Annotated in this window: 16 protein-coding genes; 7 read left to right on the top strand and 9 right to left on the bottom strand. The window is 63.6% G+C overall.

All coding sequences use genetic code 11. The annotated features are described in order from the left end of the window. Positions 1–45: 45 nt before the first annotated feature. The 3 genes from L0U84_RS41470 to L0U84_RS41460 all read left to right on the top strand — a co-directional run bounded on the left by L0U84_RS41470 (position 46) and on the right by L0U84_RS41460 (position 3,947). Positions 46–723 (top strand): phosphoribosyltransferase, encoded by a 678-nt coding sequence (locus L0U84_RS41470; protein WP_233859611.1) that lies wholly within the window; start codon positions 46–48, stop codon positions 721–723. A gap of 163 nt (positions 724–886) precedes the next feature. Then, the gene (locus L0U84_RS41465; RefSeq protein WP_233859610.1) at positions 887–1,456 is read left to right on the top strand and encodes a hypothetical protein; all 570 of its coding nucleotides are present in this window, start codon (positions 887–889) and stop codon (positions 1,454–1,456) included. A 454-nt stretch (positions 1,457–1,910) separates the two neighbouring features. Further along, positions 1,911–3,947 carry a glycoside hydrolase family 28 protein gene (locus L0U84_RS41460; protein ID WP_233859609.1) on the top strand — a complete coding sequence of 679 codons (2,037 nt, stop codon included), beginning with the start codon at positions 1,911–1,913 and terminating at the stop codon, positions 3,945–3,947. Here the strand turns inward: L0U84_RS41460 and L0U84_RS41455 are convergent. After that, positions 3,944–4,174 (bottom strand): hypothetical protein, encoded by a 231-nt coding sequence (locus L0U84_RS41455; protein ID WP_233859608.1) that lies wholly within the window; start codon positions 4,172–4,174, stop codon positions 3,944–3,946. The two genes, L0U84_RS41460 and L0U84_RS41455, sit on opposite strands and share 4 nt — an antisense overlap. Positions 4,175–4,384: 210 nt before the next feature. Here L0U84_RS41455 and L0U84_RS41450 point away from each other — a divergent pair, with 210 nt between their 5' ends. Continuing rightward, the gene (locus tag L0U84_RS41450) at positions 4,385–4,954 is read left to right on the top strand and encodes a cytochrome b (RefSeq protein WP_233859607.1); all 570 of its coding nucleotides are present in this window, start codon (positions 4,385–4,387) and stop codon (positions 4,952–4,954) included. A 61-nt stretch (positions 4,955–5,015) separates the two neighbouring features. Here L0U84_RS41450 and L0U84_RS41445 read toward each other — a convergent pair whose 3' ends face one another. The 8 genes from L0U84_RS41445 to L0U84_RS41410 form a co-directional block, all read right to left on the bottom strand. Next, a complete protein-coding gene (locus L0U84_RS41445; protein WP_233859606.1) occupies positions 5,016–5,735 on the bottom strand; it encodes a c-type cytochrome in 720 nt (239 codons plus the stop codon). A 60-nt stretch (positions 5,736–5,795) separates the two neighbouring features. Next, positions 5,796–7,181: a cytochrome C gene (locus L0U84_RS41440; protein ID WP_233859605.1), complete on the bottom strand. Its 1,386-nt coding sequence runs from the start codon at positions 7,179–7,181 to the stop codon at positions 5,796–5,798. A 502-nt stretch (positions 7,182–7,683) separates the two neighbouring features. Beyond that, the gene (locus tag L0U84_RS41435; RefSeq protein ID WP_233859604.1) at positions 7,684–8,214 is read right to left on the bottom strand and encodes a cytochrome b; all 531 of its coding nucleotides are present in this window, start codon (positions 8,212–8,214) and stop codon (positions 7,684–7,686) included. 95 nt (positions 8,215–8,309) lie between these two features. Next, positions 8,310–8,747, bottom strand: coding sequence for a YeeE/YedE family protein (locus tag L0U84_RS41430; RefSeq protein WP_233859602.1), 438 nt, complete (start codon positions 8,745–8,747; stop codon positions 8,310–8,312). A 1-nt stretch (position 8,748) separates the two neighbouring features. Next, entirely contained in the window at positions 8,749–9,180 is a 432-nt protein-coding gene (locus tag L0U84_RS41425; RefSeq protein WP_233859600.1) for a YeeE/YedE family protein, read from the bottom strand. Between the two features lie 47 nt (positions 9,181–9,227). After that, positions 9,228–10,031 (bottom strand): sulfite exporter TauE/SafE family protein, encoded by an 804-nt coding sequence (locus L0U84_RS41420; RefSeq protein ID WP_233859598.1) that lies wholly within the window; start codon positions 10,029–10,031, stop codon positions 9,228–9,230. A 31-nt stretch (positions 10,032–10,062) separates the two neighbouring features. Continuing rightward, the gene (locus L0U84_RS41415) at positions 10,063–11,301 is read right to left on the bottom strand and encodes an NAD(P)/FAD-dependent oxidoreductase (RefSeq protein WP_233859925.1); all 1,239 of its coding nucleotides are present in this window, start codon (positions 11,299–11,301) and stop codon (positions 10,063–10,065) included. 103 nt (positions 11,302–11,404) lie between these two features. Continuing rightward, on the bottom strand, positions 11,405–12,286 hold the full coding sequence (locus L0U84_RS41410; RefSeq protein ID WP_233859596.1) for an MBL fold metallo-hydrolase: 882 nt from the start codon (positions 12,284–12,286) through the stop codon (positions 11,405–11,407). Positions 12,287–12,544: 258 nt separating this feature from the next. Between L0U84_RS41410 and L0U84_RS41405 the strand changes: the two genes are divergently transcribed. The 3 genes from L0U84_RS41405 to L0U84_RS41395 all read left to right on the top strand — a co-directional run bounded on the left by L0U84_RS41405 (position 12,545) and on the right by L0U84_RS41395 (position 15,922). Then, positions 12,545–13,960, top strand: a complete 1,416-nt coding sequence (locus L0U84_RS41405) for a sigma-54 interaction domain-containing protein (RefSeq protein WP_233859594.1) — start codon at positions 12,545–12,547, stop codon at positions 13,958–13,960. Positions 13,961–14,153: 193 nt separating this feature from the next. Then, positions 14,154–15,083, top strand: a complete 930-nt coding sequence (gene ku, locus L0U84_RS41400; RefSeq protein WP_233859924.1) for a non-homologous end joining protein Ku — start codon at positions 14,154–14,156, stop codon at positions 15,081–15,083. Next, positions 15,080–15,922 (top strand): tetratricopeptide repeat protein, encoded by an 843-nt coding sequence (locus L0U84_RS41395; RefSeq protein ID WP_233859589.1) that lies wholly within the window; start codon positions 15,080–15,082, stop codon positions 15,920–15,922. The genes ku and L0U84_RS41395 overlap by 4 nt, the downstream gene beginning before the upstream one ends. Positions 15,923–16,039 lie beyond the last annotated feature (117 nt).

The following is a 16,039-nucleotide window of genomic DNA, read 5'->3' as shown; positions in this document are numbered from 1 at the left end:
AGTGGGTGTGGCAACGCGCACGGACGTTGCGGGGGAGGAAAAGCGATGGGCAAGCTGTTTCGCGATCGCGCCGACGCTGGCAGACAACTGGCTTACGCACTGCGCGACTATCAGGGGCGCGGCGATCTGGTGGTGCTGGCTCTGCCGCGCGGCGGCGTTCCTGTCGCGTTCGAAGTCGCGCAGGCATTGCATGCGAAGCTCGACGTTCTCGTCGTCAGAAAGCTTGGGGCGCCTCAAGACGAGGAACTGGCGATGGGCGCCATAGCGACGGGGGGCGCCCTTCATCTGGAAAGGTCGGTGCTTCGCCAATTGGAAATCAGCGCCGCCCAATTGGCCGATGTAATCGCGCGCGAAAGAGCCGAGCTCGCGCGCCGGGAACTGGCGTACCGTGGGGAACGGCCGCCGGTGCCGGTGAAGGGCAAGACGGTGATCGTGGTCGACGACGGCATCGCGACGGGGGCGTCGATGCATGCGGCGCTCGGCGCGCTCCGTAGCAGAGATCCGGCGCGCATCGTGGTGGCGGTCCCGGTGTCGCCATCCGATGCGCCGACGGCATTCGAAGGACTCGTGCACGCGTTCGTGAGCGTGCTGCAGCCGGACTGGATGATGGCGATCAGCGGGTTCTATTCTGATTTCAACCAGACGACCGACGAAGAAGTCCACGCGTGTCTGGCCGCTGCGCGCAGTGGGGAGCCCGAGCAGAGCTCGGACCCGGCCGGATGACGTTGCGCGTGACGGCAACGCGGCCGATGCGTTGACCCGGATCAACGTCCGCGCCGCCAGGCGCCGTAGGCTTGGAAGTGGAACGCCGGTCAGCCATCAGTCCGCGTGGCGACGCAGTTGACCGGATGCAATTCGACCATCTTGTTCGAAGGCACCGCGAATCATGGAAGACGCTCTCGAAAGGCGCGCCCTGCTGCTTCATCTGGGGCGCGTGATGCAATTGATCGTTCGGCTCGACGAAATGGCGCCTGGCGCGCCAACCATTGGCGAGCTCGTCGCACGGAACCCGATCCTCGATGGCGAGCCGCTGCTCGCGCAGCTGCGCCCGGACATGCCCGTCGATGCGTTCAGGGCTCAAGCGCTTCACGCATTCTGCCTATGGCCGCAATGGTTGCTCGACGACCCGCTCGACAGGGACGCGCTGGCCGCATCCGTGCGTGCGTCGCTGTTCGATGACAACCCACGAGGCTGGCGTGCCTACGTGATCGGCTTGCGGCGCGACGTGGCGTGGTTCGATGCGAGGGCGGCCGGGCGGCGCGCGTCGCGTCGCGTCGGCCCCGTGGCATCGTCAGTTCCGGACGACGAACAGCCGGCCCTCGATGCAGCGGCCGACCGAGGCATCACGTCGGATGTCGAACGCGGCTTCGGCGCCGCCGGGGACCGCATCGAAAGCGTGGAAGGGGCGCGACGGCTGGATGACGATCGCGCCGACGAGCAACGCATCGCGCCGTAAGACCAGCGCTCAGGCCCGCGCCAAGTGTGCTCTTCGGGTCCGGATCCACGTACGCCGTTACAAGCAGCACGTCAAACGGCAAGATGAGTCGGATTCGCCATCTGGTATCGCCAGTGCCACGCACGACCTTCGCCATGAAGCGGCTTCCCGTGACGGGCTGATCGACGGTCCGTCGCCGGCCGGGGCAATCGGCAGAGATTTGTCCATCGGTACGCCATGTCCACTCGTCGCAACGGCCGACATAGTCGTTGTCGCTGAACCTCGCCCCCATGCAGAGAAATCGAACGCCCGCGGCGGCTTCCTGTCGCGTTCGCGGTATGGCGGAAACATTTTGTAAGGGTATCCACCATGTGTACTGTCCCGGCTCTTGTCTTTACTCTTCTGTACTTGTCATACAACCGGCGCTCTGACGTTTCACTGTCGTATTTACAACTATTTGTCCGGAGGGGACTCGATGTCCAAGCAGTCGTGCGATCTTGATAAAAATGCGCCCGCTACGGGCGACACCTTGCGCATTTCGCGCCGTGGCTTCATTGGGCTGGGAGGCGCGCTTGCCGGCAGCGCACTCTTGCAAGCCTGTGGTGGCGGCAGCGGAGTTTCCGCACCGGCAGGTGGAAGCAGCAGTTCCACGCCAGCGACGGGAAGCGCGCCGTCGACGGCCGCGGCCGACCCGATCTGGGGCCCAAGCGGCTCAGCGACGAACATCATCAATGCGCTGCAGAAAATCACACAGAATGCATTCCCGGCCGTCGATTTCCAGGTTGAGCAGTACGGCGCGCAACCGTGCGCGGTGATTGCACAGGCCAACCCGTATACCGGCACCACATCGCCCACGAGCACGGGTGCCGGCGCGACCAACTCACCGGGCTCGTTCGATTCACGTCCTGCCTTCCTCGCGGCGATCGCGGCGTGCAGCGCAGCCGGTGGCGGCCGGGTCGTGGTGCCGGCGGGCACCTGGTATTGCGCGGGCCCAATCGTGCTGCAGAGCAACGTCAACTTCCATCTGAGCGCGAACTGCACGATCTATTTCAGCCCGAATCCTGCCGACTATGCGAAGGACGGCCCCGTCAACTGCGGCGCCAACGGCAACCTTTACTACAGCCGCTGGCAGGCAAACGACTGCCTGAACTTCGGCTCGCCGGTGTACGCGCGAAATGCCAACAATATCGCGCTGACCGGTGAAGGCCCGACATCGGTGTTGAACGGTCAGGCCATGACGCCGTTCGCGGGAAGCGGCAACACGAGCACTTGCTGGTGGACCTTCAAGGGCTCCAGCGGCGCGTACGGCTGCGCTGGGTCGTCCACGCCGTCGCAGGCCTATACGAACCCGAACAACGTCGATCTGATGGTGGCCGCGCCGACCCTTTCGGCCTCGCTCTATGCGATGTTGACCAATCCGGCGACACCTTGGCAGCAGGACCAGAACTACCTGCCGGCGCTCTCGGAAGCGGGCGTGCCGGTCGCGCAGCGTATCTTTGGTCTCGGCCACTATCTGCGGCCGTGCATGGTGGAGTTCCTCGGTTGTACGAACGTGCTGATGGAAAACTACCGCACCAACAACACGCCGTTCTGGCAGCATCATCCCACCGACTGCACGAACGTCGTGATCCGCGGCGTGACGGCCGACAGCATCGGACCGAACAACGACGGCTTCGATCCGGACGCCTGCAACACGGTTCTGTGCGACAACGTGACGTTCAACACCGGCGACGATTGCATCGCGATCAAGTCGGGCAAGGATCTCGATACGGAGTACGGACCCGCGCAGAACCATGTGATCCAGAACTGCATGATGAATAGCGGTCACGGCGGCATCACGCTCGGCAGCGAGATGGGTGGCGGCGTGCAAAACATCTATGCACGCAACCTGACCATGCTCAATCAGTTCTGGGCGACGAATTCGCTGAACATCGCGATCCGTATCAAGACGAATATGAACCGCGGAGGCTACGTCAAGAACTTCTACGTGAATGGCGTCACGCTGCCGCATGGGGTGAGCCTGACGGGCGGAGGGTACGGCACCAAGATGCTGGCAGGCAGTCCGATCAACAGCACCGTGCCGATCGGCGTGGCCACCGCAACAGCCGCCAACCCGTCGGCGTCTCAAGGCGGTCTGATCACGTTCGATTGCGATTACCAACCCGCCGCCGACGCCATCCGCACACGCCCCGCGCTCATCGACAACGTCAACATCACGAACGTCACCGCTACGAACGTGACCTTGGGCAGTACGACCGGCTCCTGTTTTCAGGCCATCGTTGCACAAGGTCCAGTCGCGTTCGATTACAACGGGCCGGCGCCTGCACCGACCGTACCGGCCATCACCGGCGTGACGATTTCCAACTGTGACTTCGGCACGCCTGCGGCCGCCGGCCCCGCGAGTGCCAGCACGCCGGGCCCGATCTACCTCTACAACGTGCACGACATTACGTTGCAGAACGTGGTCATCGCAGGGCAGACGCTCAACCAGACGCTGTCGGATCCGCGTTAATACGACGTCCAAAGAGCGGCGGGGCGCCGCTCTTTTACGTCGCCAGAGTGAAGAGAAGCCGTCGCGCCGGAGTTTGCATCGGATGTCGCGACGGCGTGTTTTTTTTCTTCTGCCGTGATCGATGGGAAGTCGGGCATCACCCGCCGGCCGCAGCCGTTGCGTCGAAAATGATCGCGCAAGGGCTGCGCCCAGCGATGTTGATGCGCCCATTTCACGGCATTTTTCATTGGTGACCACTGCCGGAGGTGAGCCGCCATCGGCTTAAGATTTCGCCGAGCGTTTGCGCGTAGAATCCATTCACGAATCCAATACGCCGGCGTCCGGCCAGCCATGCATACCACGTTACGATACGTTGGCTCTCGAGGTGTTATTCACTGGTTTGCCGTGCCGCGCTCGTGCCTACAGTTCGTCGAGGGGCACACATCGGGAGCGCCATAGTGAAGAGCTCTGCCACACGCTACGGTTCGATCGCCCAATTCCTCCACTGGTGCACGGCAATCGTCGTGCTCGTGACGTTCATCTATGGGCCCGGCGGACCTGAACAGCGCGTCTACTCGTCGGTCCACGAGTTCGACCGGCGACTGCACGAGACTTTGGGTTTGTGCGTGTTCGCGCTCACCCTGATCCGCCTGCTATGGCGGGTATACGACACGCGTCCCGAGACACCTCCAGTGTCTCGCTGGATGGCTGTTATGGCAGTAGCCGCTCGATGGATGCTGTATCTGCTTCTCCTTGCGCTACCGCTTACCGCCATCTTTGGCGCGTGGCTCGAAGGGCATCCGCTGACGCTCATCGGCGGTCGCGATATTCCGCCTTTACTCAGTACTTCACATGGAGCGGGCTCAGTCATCGCGTCGCTTCACACGTGGCTCGGCGACGCCATTATGTGGGTTGCGGGGTTTCACGCATTCGCGGCCATTTTTCATCACGTCCTCCTCAAAGACGACGTCCTGATCGCCATGCTTCCACGCTGGTTTCCGTCGGGACGGGCACGTACTGGCCGGTGAGCCCGGAACGCGACGAGGTACGGTGGGTGTCGAGGACCAGCTAACATGGCAACCCGCTCGCCTAGTGATCCACAGCGGGACTGGCCGCCGCCTCGGACCCTGCGGGAAACGCCTCCATGAACGCGGCAACGGCTCGAATGTCCCGATCCGACAGGTTGTCGGCGATGACCTTCATCACTTCGCCACGGGGGCGTAGCCCGGCACTGCGGAAGACCAGTATCTGTTTTTCGACGTAGTCCGCGTACTGCCCGGCGAGGCGAGGAAATCCCCCCGCGCCTTCACCGTGCAGGCCGTGACAGGCACTGCACGCCGGTACGCCCTTGTCCGGAATGCCCAACAGGAAAATTGTCCTGCCCGATTCGATGAGCCGATGATCGGCGCTCGTTCGTGGCGCCGGCGTCGGCGGCGGCTGGCTGGAAAAGTACGCTGCGAGTTGCTCGATTTGCGCTTCGCTCAGATGCGTGAAGCCCCACATGAACCTTCTGGCATTCGGGTCGCTTCGCTGATGAGCCTTGAAGTCCGTTAGCTGATTGACGAGGTATTCCGTTGGTTGTGCCGCCAGCTTCGGAAACGTCGGAGATACCGACACACCGTTCACGCTATGGCAATTCGAACATACCTGTAACGCGATCGTTCTGCCGCCGACGGCGGGATTGTCGATCTGTCTGGACTGCTCCAGGTTGTGACAACTGGATGCGCCGAGCGATAGCGCGACGAGGATGAATCGCACCGATGGGAAGCGGTACGTGGAGTCCTCGCTGGATTTCACTAGATGTTTCATCGATGCACCTTAAGCAAAGCCATAGCCCGTATCAGGTGTGACGCTGAGGTACGCAGACGTTCACCAATACGCGGCCCATAGGTACAGGAACAGTGTGTCGTTGTCGCTTGCGTTGCGTCCGTGGCCGTCGTAATTCGAACGGGCGCCGAGGTATTTGGTGAAGTGCGTGTATTGCACACCGACGCGGATGTTTTGCACGGGAATCCAGAAGATCTCCGGCATCCAGCCTTGCGTGGCCGGCGAGGAGTTCGCGCTGCCGGCGTACGCAACGCTATCTGTGCTGCCGGTCACGTTGAAGAATGAAAGGCTCACACCATACTTGGCCTGATAGATATATGAAGCTTTCAGGCGTAACGAGTTCAGATTGGCTGACTGGCTGTTGCCCAACACGAAATTATTCGGATCGCTGATGTTTTCATGGATGTAGCGCGCCTGTGCCGTCACGGTGTTCGGCTCGAGAATGTACTGGTACTGCGCATCCATACCGATGTCGCGATAGCGGGTGACGCCCTGTGAGAAGATCGGCATCGAGTTCGCGTCGTTCGGGTAGATGTTCGCATTGATGCCAAAAGTCCCCACCATGATGTTGTGCGGCCCCCACTCATGAGTGAAAGCCAGACGCCAGTACGGATTTTGACCGCGCAGATAGATCTGCGGGTGGTTGGGGTCGCCGGCCTTGTTGCCCTTGCTCATGAACGACCAGATGCCGTCAGCGGTGCTATAGAGCGACACCTCGGCATAGACCGTGCGGTTCCAGTAGAGGTAGCCGCCCGCGCCCACGACCTGCTGCGCCAGCGTGCCTTCGAGGATCGGCAGGAACTGGGGGGAGCCAACCGGACTCGTCGAAGAGGAAATGTACGGGTAACTCCATGCGGGCGCACTGTTCCACACATCCTGCACGGTTGGATTGTTGTGCAGGGTGGTGCCGAGAATCAGATCGTTTGCGTCCCCAATGATCCTGTCGACATACCGGAAATCCATGTTGTCCGATCCCCAGTGGCCGATCCATTGGCCATTGCTTCCCTGATGGTCGTAGTTCGAGTAGGTGAATTGCGTGAACGCACCGATCCTGTCGGTGATCTTGCCGGCGAGGAAGATGCTGGCGGAATCGAAAATCGGCAGGCCGTCTTTGGGAGAGATGATGTTGCCGCTGGCATCGTGGTTGACCCGGGTCTTCGTCAGGTCGACCGTCGCCATCACGGCCACTGGAATAGTACGTTCACCGAACGTATATCCGTTCAGCTTGAACATTCGACCGTACGGCGTCAGTTCCGGAAACTGTCCGCCCGCGTGACACGCCACGCAGCTTTGCCCTGTCTGCCGCGCAAATATGGGCAGCGCTCGAACTATTGGCGCAACGTGCAGGCAAAGCACGGCGAGCGCTACCATCAGGATGCGGCCACGCAGCCGATGGGCGGCATCATCGCCTGCAAATGCGTGTGACATGTCCGTCTCCCCGACGGCCAGTTCCGCATTCGCTCGCGCGCAAAGCGCACGAGCCCCTGCCCAATGCGGAAACTGGGCGACAGCATTCGCACTTCGCGCTCGGCATGACCGGCGTCGTATTTACATCGGCGTGGTGGGGCAAGCTGATGCCGCATCGGGGCGATGCTTGCCTGCGCGAAGCGCTTTCTCCAGACTCCAGAACGAGCGCGCACGCCGATTTATTCCAGCGCATGCGCATCAGCGCGCAAGGCCGGAGATCGGGAGCGACCTTATAGCGTCACTCGGGACATTCTGAAATTAGAGTCGTTGCAGCTTTGGCTAGATGTGCGGCTTACACCCGCGGTCCGGCGAAGCGCGACGGTGTATGTGTCGCGCTTCCTGCTGCGTTCTTTGTTTCGGGGAGATCTTGTGGAGTGGTCGTTGGCCGGCATTGCGGCGGCCAATGCGCGAATCGTCAGTGGTGCCGTCGATCTGGATCGGTCGATGCTGGCCGATGGTCGCGCTAGAGCTTCATGCGCTGCAGAACGCGGTCGCCCGCGACGAACTGATGAAACAGCGCCGCGGCGATATGCGCGCAGATGACGCCGAACAGCACCCACGCGAGAACGCCATGAACGTCGCCCATTGCGTGCCCGAATGACGAGCCCGGCGCCGACAGTGAAGGCAACGGAACAAGTCCGGCGAGGCGGACCGTCCACGTGCGCGACGAGGCGTTGATCCAGCCCAGCAGCGGCACCAGCACGAGCAGCACGTACAGCGCCAGGTGCGCGACTTTCGAGGCGATGCGAAACAGCGGCGGCAGGTTGTCCGGCGGCGAGCGATGAGTCGCGCGCCACAGCACCCGGAACGCCATCGCTGCGAGCAGTGCGGTGCCGACCCCAAGGTGCCAGCCGATCAGGCCGTTGGGCACGGTATCGCGGTGCACGTCCGGCATCGTCCAGCCGATCACGAACTGCGCGGCAACCAGCCCGACGACGAGCCAATGCAGCAGCCGTGCGACGATGTCATAGCGGGGTTCGGTCGAGATCTGCATAGGGGGCCTGTGGGTTGAGTTCTGTTGAACCGCATCGTACCCTGGCGCGCCTTAAGGCCAGGTTAAGGCAAGGTTACGGACCGCTAAAGCACTGCCTAAGCACCGGCCGTCGAGCCCGCCTGTCTGTGCCGTTCCAACCACTCGAAGACGGCCATGCCCGCGATCATCGCCGCCACGAACAGCCACGCTTTCGCCGACCCGAGTCCGAGTGCGACCAGCGCGGGGCCGGGACAGAACCCGGCAATTCCCCAGCCGACGCCGAACACGCAACTGCCCAGTATCAGCCTGCGCGTGACGCGCGCTGACGCTGGAATCTGCATCGGCAATCCGAGCAGCGATCTGTCGCGGCGCCTGGCGATCGCGAAGCCGATTGCAGCGACAGCCACCGCGCCGATCATCACGAACGCGAGCGACGGATTCCAGCGTCCGGCGATATCGAGGAAGCCCAGCACGTTCGCGGGGTTGGCCATGCCCGACAACAGCAGGCCGAAGCCGAACAGAAGACCGCATACGAATGAAATAGCAATTGCCATCCTAGGCTCCGAGAAGATGTCGCATGAAATACACGGTGACGAAGCCGGCCGCCATGAACGTCGCCGTCGCTATCAGCGAGCGCGTGGCGCCGCGTGAAATGCCGCACACGCCGTGTCCGCTCGTGCACCCGCTGCCGTAGCGGGTGCCGATGCCGACCAGAAAACCGGCCGCGATCACGGCGGGCCACGACGCGTCGACGCTGATCGCGACGGGTGCGCCGGCCGCACGCGCGATCACCGCGGCAACGACCAGCCCGGCAACGAAGGCGACGCGCCATGCGCCGTCGCGCGTGGTCCAGCGCAACAGGCCGCCAACTATCCCGCTGATTCCGGCGATGCGGCCCAGCAAAAGCACCATCGCCGCAGCCGCGGCGCCGATCAGCAGGCCTCCGCTCAAGGACGCGATCGGGGTGAAATGGTCGAGATCGATCATCGTTCGTTTTGCTTGATTGTTATGTGTGGGTTGGAGGGAAACAGCGCTTACATCAGCGCCGCTTTGACCAGCAGGCCGAGCGCCACGCATACGAGGATGCTCGCGAAGCCCAGCTGCACCTGGCGCGCGGCGACGTGATGCGATGCGAGCCGTCCGCTGAGCATGCCGGCGGCGGTGGCGCCAGTGAACCACAACGCGACTTCGAGCGGAAGCGTTGCGCCGTGCGTGGCCGTCGCGAGAACGCCGCCACTGCCGACGAGCGCGATCACCATTAGCGAAGTCGCGACGATGCCGTGCATCGACACGTCGGTCAGCTTGCGCATCATCGGCACGATGATGAAGCCGCCGCCGACACCGAGCATCCCCGTCATCAGTCCCGTCAGCGAACCGGTGGCCGCGAGCGCGGCTGCGGTCGGCCAGGTCCAGCGAAAGCGGCCGGTCGCCGGGTCGACACGCGCGACGCACATCGACGACTGCGCCTCGACCGACGCGCGGCGCGCGAGAGTCTGACGCAGCAGCCGGGACGCCACGACCAGCATCACCGCGGCAAACAGCGCGAGCAGCACGCGTTGCGGCAACGCATGCGCGAGGCGCGCGCCGGCGGCGGTGGCGGGCACCCCCGCAGCGGCCATCAGCAGCGCGGCGCGATAACGGACGAGCCGCTTGCGGAACGCCTCGAGCGCACCCACCGCCGCGCTGCCGGCCACCGCGACGAGCGCGACCGGCGTGGCCTGCTGGAGCGGCCAGCCCATGCCGAACACCAGCGCGGGCACGGCAAGAATGCCGCCGCCCGCGCCGGTCAGCCCGAGTATCGCGCCCACCAGCGCGCCGAGAAGAAGAGACAGCAGCATCGATGACCCCGTGAGCAGTGCGTGCAAGCGCTTAGTCCGCCAGTTGCGGCTGCGCGAGCCATTCGCGTCCCTTCAGCATGCCGCGCCAGTAGAGTGGCGGCAGGATCCGCTCCTTGAGCAGCCACGCGAGCCGCGATGGCTTTTTGCCGTCGATGAACCACGCCGGAAACGTCGGCGCGACCTTGCCGCCATACAGAAACTCGGCGAGCACGATCTTCCCGCGCTCGACGGTGAGCGGGCAGGAGCCATAGCCGTCGTAGGTCGCGAGGCCGCTCGCCGCGCCCAGCGCGGCGAGCACGTTGTGCGCGACGACCGGCGCCTGCTTGCGCGCGGCGGCGGCGGTCTTCGCGTTGGACGTGTTGGTCGCGTCGCCGAGTCCGAAGATGTTCCCGTGGCGCTTGTGCCGCAACGTGGTCTGATCGACGTCGAGCCAGCCGGCCGCATCGGCGAGCGCGCTCTCGCGGATGAAGTCGGGCGCTTTCTGCGGCGGCACGGCGTGCAGCATGTCGAAGCCGGTCTCGAACGTTTCCTTGCTGCCGTCGGCGCACGTGTGCGTGAATCTCGCCATTTTCGCGTCGCCGTCGACTGCGCTCAGCGTCGAACCGAAGTTCAGCGCGATGCCGTAAAGCTCCACGTATTGCATCAACGCGGGCACGTAGTCGGCGACGCCGAACAGCGCTGCGCCGGCATTGCGGAACTCGACGCCGATATCTTGCAGCCGGCCGCTGCGGCGCCAGTGATCACACGCGAGATACATCGCTTTCTGCGGCGCGCCGGCGCATTTGATCGGCATCGGCGGCTGCGTGAAAATCGCCCGGCCTCGTTCGAGTTGCTGCGTCAGCTTCCACGTGTACGGCGCGAGGTCGTAGCGGTAATTGGAGGTGACGCCGTTGCGCCCGAGCGTGTCGGCGAGGCCGTCGATCGCATTCCAGTCGAGCTTGAGGCCGGGGCACACCACCAGCTGGCGGTATTTGACGGCGCGCGTTCCATCGAGAATCACGAGGTTTTCCGCCGGCTCGAATCGCGTGACGGCGGCCTTGAGCCGCTTCACGTTCGTGGGCAGCACGCTCGCGATCGTACGTGCTGTCGTTTGCGCGTCGAACACGCCGGCGCCGACCATCGTCCAGCCCGGCTGGTAGTAGTGCGTGTCGGCGGGATCGATGACGGCGATGTCGAGGTCGGGGCTGCGCGCGAGCAGGCTCGAGGCCGTCGCGATGCCGGCCGAGCCGGCGCCGACGATCACCACGTCGTGCTGGTGCGCGGGCCGCATCGGCTGCGATGGGACGCTCAACGTATCGGCGGCCGGGTTCGATGGGTCTGGGAGGTTTGCTTTTCGCATGTCTTTTCCTCTTGTTCGTTTTAGGCCGGCGCGCTCACAGCGCATCGACCGGTATCTTGATGTATGACACGCCATCGTTTTCGGGCGGCGGAAAGTGGCCCGCTCGCATGTTGACCTGCACCGAAGGCAGGATCAGCACGGGCATCGCGAGCGTGGCGTCGCGGGCCGTGCGCATCGCGATGAACGACGCTTCGTCGATGCCGTCGTGTACGTGGATGTTCTGTTCGCGCTGCTCGGCCACCGTCGTCTCGAAGAGCAGCGGACGACCGCCCGGCTGGTAGTCGTGGCACAGATACAGGCGGGTTTGCGGCGCGAGACCGAGGATGCGCTGGATCGAGCGATACAGGGTCGCCGCGTCGCCGCCCGGAAAGTCGCAGCGCGCGGTGCCGTAGTCGGGCGTGAAAAGCGTGTCGCCGACGAACGCGGCTTCCTCGCTGCCGTCGCTCGCGACATAGCTCACGCAGGCAGGCGTGTGGCCTGGCGTGTGCATCACGCGCACCGACAGGTCGCCGACGCTGAAGGTCTCGTCGTTGACGAACAGGCGGTCGAACTGCGAGCCGTCGGCGCAAAACTCGGGACCCGCGTTGAACAGCTTGCCGAACACGGCCTGCACGCGCGTGACCTGCGCGCCGATCCCGATCTGACCGCCGAGCTTCGCTTTCAGATAAGGCGCGGCGGACAAGTGATCGGCGTGGACGTGGGTTTCGAGTATCCATTGCACGCGCGCGCCGAGGGACTCGACGCGCGCGGCGAGGCGATCCGCGGTTGCGGTGCAGGTGCGTCCCGACTTCGGGTCGTAGTCGAGCACGGTGTCGATCAATGCGCAATTCCTCGTGCCTGCATCCATCAGCAGATAGCTGACGGTCCATGTTGCAGGATCGAAGAAGCCCTCGACGGCTAGCTTGCCGGTTGCCATTTCGGTGGGTTCCTCACGATAGCGGACCTGGCCAGTCCGGGCGCCCACTACCGCAGGAGTCGTGCCATCGAGCCGCAGCTTTATGAGGCCCGCTTGTAACGCTCTGATTATTAGAGGTTTATCGCTGGTGACATGGCGGGTTGAACAGACGGCCGGCTGGCGATTGGCATGACGCGTGGCATAACGACACTGCCATCTGGCAGTCGTGGCAGAAATGGCAGTTCCGGCGTATAGTGCGGCACCCACGGAGTAACGACGATGATCCCGCCCGACTTTGCGCCCACCCCTTCGCCCGAGTTGCCGCCGCAACCCCCGAACGCGCCTGACGGCGCGCCCGCAGTGGTACCCGACGTGAGCACGTTGGTGTCGTATCTGGAGCACGATCCGCAGCCGGCGATCGTGCTCGATCCGCAGTATCAGATTCTCGCCGCGAACCGCGCGTATCAGCGCCAGTTCGGCGTCGAAGGCGATGCGCACATCGGCCGCCGCTGCTATCAGGTTTCGCATCACTACGACGTGCCCTGCGACCAGGCGGGCGAGCACTGCCCGATGAAACGCGCGACGGAAATTCGCAGCGCGGATCGCGTGCTGCATATTCATCACACACCGCGAGGCCCGGAGCACGTCGACGTCGAATTGCGGCCGATCTTCGACCGGCACGCACGCATCGTCGCCTATGTCGAGCGTCTCGCCACGGTCAGGAGCGCGTCGGCGCGGCCAAGCTCCGCAGGTCTGGTCGGACGCGCGCCGGCGTTCAACGAGGCGATTTCCGCTTTGCAACGCGTCGCGCCTTCGATGCTGCCCGTGCTGCTGCTCGGCGAATCGGGCACCGGCAAGGAGCTGTTCGCGCATGCGCTGCACGAAGCGAGCAGCCGCGCCCAGGGGCCGTTCGTCGTGGTGGATTGCTCGGGCATTACCGAGACGCTGTTCGAAAGCGAGTTGTTCGGCTTCGAGAAGGGCTCGTTTACCGGCGCGACGAGCCGCAAGCAGGGCCTCGTCGAAACCGCGCAGGGCGGCACGCTGTTTCTCGATGAAATTGGCGACGTGCCGCTATCCATTCAGGTGAAGCTGCTGAGGCTGATCGAAACGGGCACCTTCAGGCGCGTGGGCAGTACCGATATGCTGCGCGCCGATTTCCGGCTCGTCGCGGCCACGCATAAGCCGCTCGAGCGGATGGTTGCGGACGGCCAGTTCCGTGCCGATCTGTATTTCCGTATCAGTGCGTTTCCGATTCATTTGCCCGCGGTGCGCGAGCGTGTCGACGACATCGCGCTACTCGCCGATTCGATTCTGCGGCGCATTGTGTCGACGCGAACCGGGTCGTCGACTAAAGCGTCGATTTCCGCGGATGCGTTGGCGCTGTTGCGCGCCTATGCGTGGCCCGGCAACATTCGCGAATTGCGCAACGTGCTCGAGCGCGCGAACCTGCTCGCCGACGGTGGCGTGATCCGCGCCGAGCATTTGCCGCAGGCGGTTCGCGACAAGGCTTCCGGTGGCGGTCGAGATTCGCTGGCCGTGGGTGCCGCGTTGCCGCGCAAGCTGACCGATGAGGAGCTCGCGCGCGCAGCGGCGCAATTCCGTGGCAAACGCAGTGAGCTTGCCGCGCAGCTGGGACTGAGCGAGCGTACGCTTTATCGCCGGCTCAAAGCGATCGCAGGCGGTGAGGGGGCCTAACGTTTTCTCGGCCACGACCGTTTTGCTCATGTGGGGAAACCCAGGTCAGCTCCGACAGGCGTAAGCCGTGTTTTGACGTGTCGCCAGGTGCCAGCGGCCTAAACGCCGTAGAATTCCCTCCAGCATGGTTCGCGTTCGTTCGATGGAACCGGAGTTTGTGCGACCAACGGTCGTCGGTTATCGGGAGCAAGTCATGGCAGCGCGTTCAATTGCGTCTCTGACGCTTTCCTTCGGTCTGGTGTCGATCCCGGTCAAGCTCTACTCGGCGACCGACAGCGCTTCAGGTGTCGGATTCAATCTCCTTACGCCTGAGGGCGGTAGGGTCAAACAGCAGTACATCTCCGAGGCGACAGGCGAGGTCGTGGCGCGCGCCGACATGAAGAAAGGATATGAGTTCGAGAAAGGCCAGTTCGTCGTTTTCACGCCTGAGGAACTGAAGGCGCTCGAAGAAGGCGCAACGCATGTGGTCGAGATTGTCTCCTTCGTGCCGGAGAAGTCTGTCGACCCGCTGTATTACGACAAGGCTTATTTCATCGCGCCGGACAAACGCGGCGGCAAACCGTACAGTCTGCTGCAGCAGGCGATGCGCGAAAGCGGGCGGTGCGCGCTGGCAAAATGGTCCAACAAAGGAAAGACACGCATCGTCCAGATCCGCGCAGCGGAGGACGGCCTGGTGTTCCAGCAACTGCTGTTCGCGGACGAGGTTCGCTCATTGACCGAATTGCACATCGAGCACGTTGCAGTGACCGGCACCGAGCTACAACTCGCGCTGCAGATCATCGACCAGGTATCTGAAGATTCGTACGACCCGACGGCGTACGAAGACGAGGAGAAAAAGCGGATTCTGGCAGCGATCGATCAGAAGATCGCCGGCAAGCAGATCGTGTCTCCCGCCGAGCCGGGCATCGAGTCGGGCGCCGATGTGATCGATCTGATGGAAGCACTTCGTGCGAGCCTTGGCCGCACCAAGACCAGACAGGCCGCGCCCGCGAAAGCATCGCCCGTAAAAAAAGCGCCGGCGGCGGCTTCCGATGAACTGGCCGCCAAACCGCGGCGACCAGCGAAGAGGGCGCCCGCCAAGGTCGAAGAAGCGGCGCCCGCCAAGGTTCGGGCGCGCAAGTGAAAAGGCGCGTTGCCTCGCACGACTACTCGCTGCGCAGTCTCCAGTCGCTGCTGGGTGTCTCGCGACGAGTGCTGTCCGGCCTGATAGACGCTGGATTCGTGCAACCGTCACGCGGTCGTCGTAACGAGCTCCGGTTCACGTTCCAGGACGTGGTGTTGTTGCGCGCAGCTTTCCAGCTTCAATCGGCCAAAATCGCGCCGCGAAAAATTCTGCAGGCGCTTGCGCGACTCAAGACGGAATTGCCTGAAGAGCTGCCGCTAACCGGCATCCGCATTACGGCTGTTGGCGACTCAGTGGTCGTCAAGACAGGTGAGTCGCAATGGGATGCGACCTCGGGCCAGCTTCTGCTCGATCTGGAGGTCGCGCCTCTGCGGGGTGAAGTCGCGTTCCTTGACGCTGCTCCGCGCAACATCGTTGACCGGGAGCAGCAGACCGAGGAGTGGTTCGCTCTTGCGGAGCAACTGAACGATGCCGACGTCGTCGGTGCTGAACAGGCCTATAAAAAGGTGCTCGAGTTATCCCCGACTCCGCACTATGACGCTTATAACAACCTGGGCGTCCTGCTTTGCGAGGCTGGAACGAGGTGCGACGAGGCGCTATCCGTCTTTGACCGGGCGCTCGAGCATTTTCCGCAAGACGCTCTGTTGCACTTCAATCGCGCGGTCGCTCTCGAAGAACTGGAACGCTACGACGCAGCGGTGGCGGCCTACGAGCGATGCATCGAGCTGAACCCGACCCATGCCGACGCGCACTTCAATATTGCTCGCCTGAGCGAGATTCGCGGCGACAAGCAGGGGCTTCTCAGACACCTGAGTGCCTATCGCCGGCTAAGCCGTTGATCCTCACCTGACTGCCCGGCGGATGTCAGCATCGGTGAATCTCCCCACGTGATTGCGGCGCTGGTCGCGGCAGCGTGCGCTCCCGAGTCGCCGTCCCGGCAACGCGTTCGTGCCGTC

The organism is Paraburkholderia sp. HD33-4 (assembly GCF_021390635.1).
Classification (GTDB): domain Bacteria; phylum Pseudomonadota; class Gammaproteobacteria; order Burkholderiales; family Burkholderiaceae; genus Paraburkholderia.
The sequence above is the reverse complement of the archived record's forward strand: the minus strand, read 5'-3'. Positions and strand labels throughout refer to the sequence as shown.

Coding starts and splice junctions, on each gene's coding strand:
- L0U84_RS41470 (WP_233859611.1), top strand. CDS start 46: ATGGGCAAGCTGTTTCGCGATCGCGCCGACGCTGGCAGACAACTGGCT.
- L0U84_RS41465 (WP_233859610.1), top strand. CDS start 887: ATGGAAGACGCTCTCGAAAGGCGCGCCCTGCTGCTTCATCTGGGGCGC.
- L0U84_RS41460 (WP_233859609.1), top strand. CDS start 1,911: ATGTCCAAGCAGTCGTGCGATCTTGATAAAAATGCGCCCGCTACGGGC.
- L0U84_RS41455 (WP_233859608.1), bottom strand. CDS start 4,174: ATGAAAAATGCCGTGAAATGGGCGCATCAACATCGCTGGGCGCAGCCC.
- L0U84_RS41445 (WP_233859606.1), bottom strand. CDS start 5,735: ATGAAACATCTAGTGAAATCCAGCGAGGACTCCACGTACCGCTTCCCA.
- L0U84_RS41440 (WP_233859605.1), bottom strand. CDS start 7,181: ATGTCACACGCATTTGCAGGCGATGATGCCGCCCATCGGCTGCGTGGC.
- L0U84_RS41435 (WP_233859604.1), bottom strand. CDS start 8,214: ATGCAGATCTCGACCGAACCCCGCTATGACATCGTCGCACGGCTGCTG.
- L0U84_RS41430 (WP_233859602.1), bottom strand. CDS start 8,747: ATGGCAATTGCTATTTCATTCGTATGCGGTCTTCTGTTCGGCTTCGGC.
- L0U84_RS41425 (WP_233859600.1), bottom strand. CDS start 9,180: ATGATCGATCTCGACCATTTCACCCCGATCGCGTCCTTGAGCGGAGGC.
- L0U84_RS41420 (WP_233859598.1), bottom strand. CDS start 10,031: ATGCTGCTGTCTCTTCTTCTCGGCGCGCTGGTGGGCGCGATACTCGGG.
- L0U84_RS41415 (WP_233859925.1), bottom strand. CDS start 11,301: ATGCGGCCCGCGCACCAGCACGACGTGGTGATCGTCGGCGCCGGCTCG.
- L0U84_RS41410 (WP_233859596.1), bottom strand. CDS start 12,286: ATGGCAACCGGCAAGCTAGCCGTCGAGGGCTTCTTCGATCCTGCAACA.
- L0U84_RS41405 (WP_233859594.1), top strand. CDS start 12,545: ATGATCCCGCCCGACTTTGCGCCCACCCCTTCGCCCGAGTTGCCGCCG.
- ku (WP_233859924.1), top strand. CDS start 14,154: ATGGCAGCGCGTTCAATTGCGTCTCTGACGCTTTCCTTCGGTCTGGTG.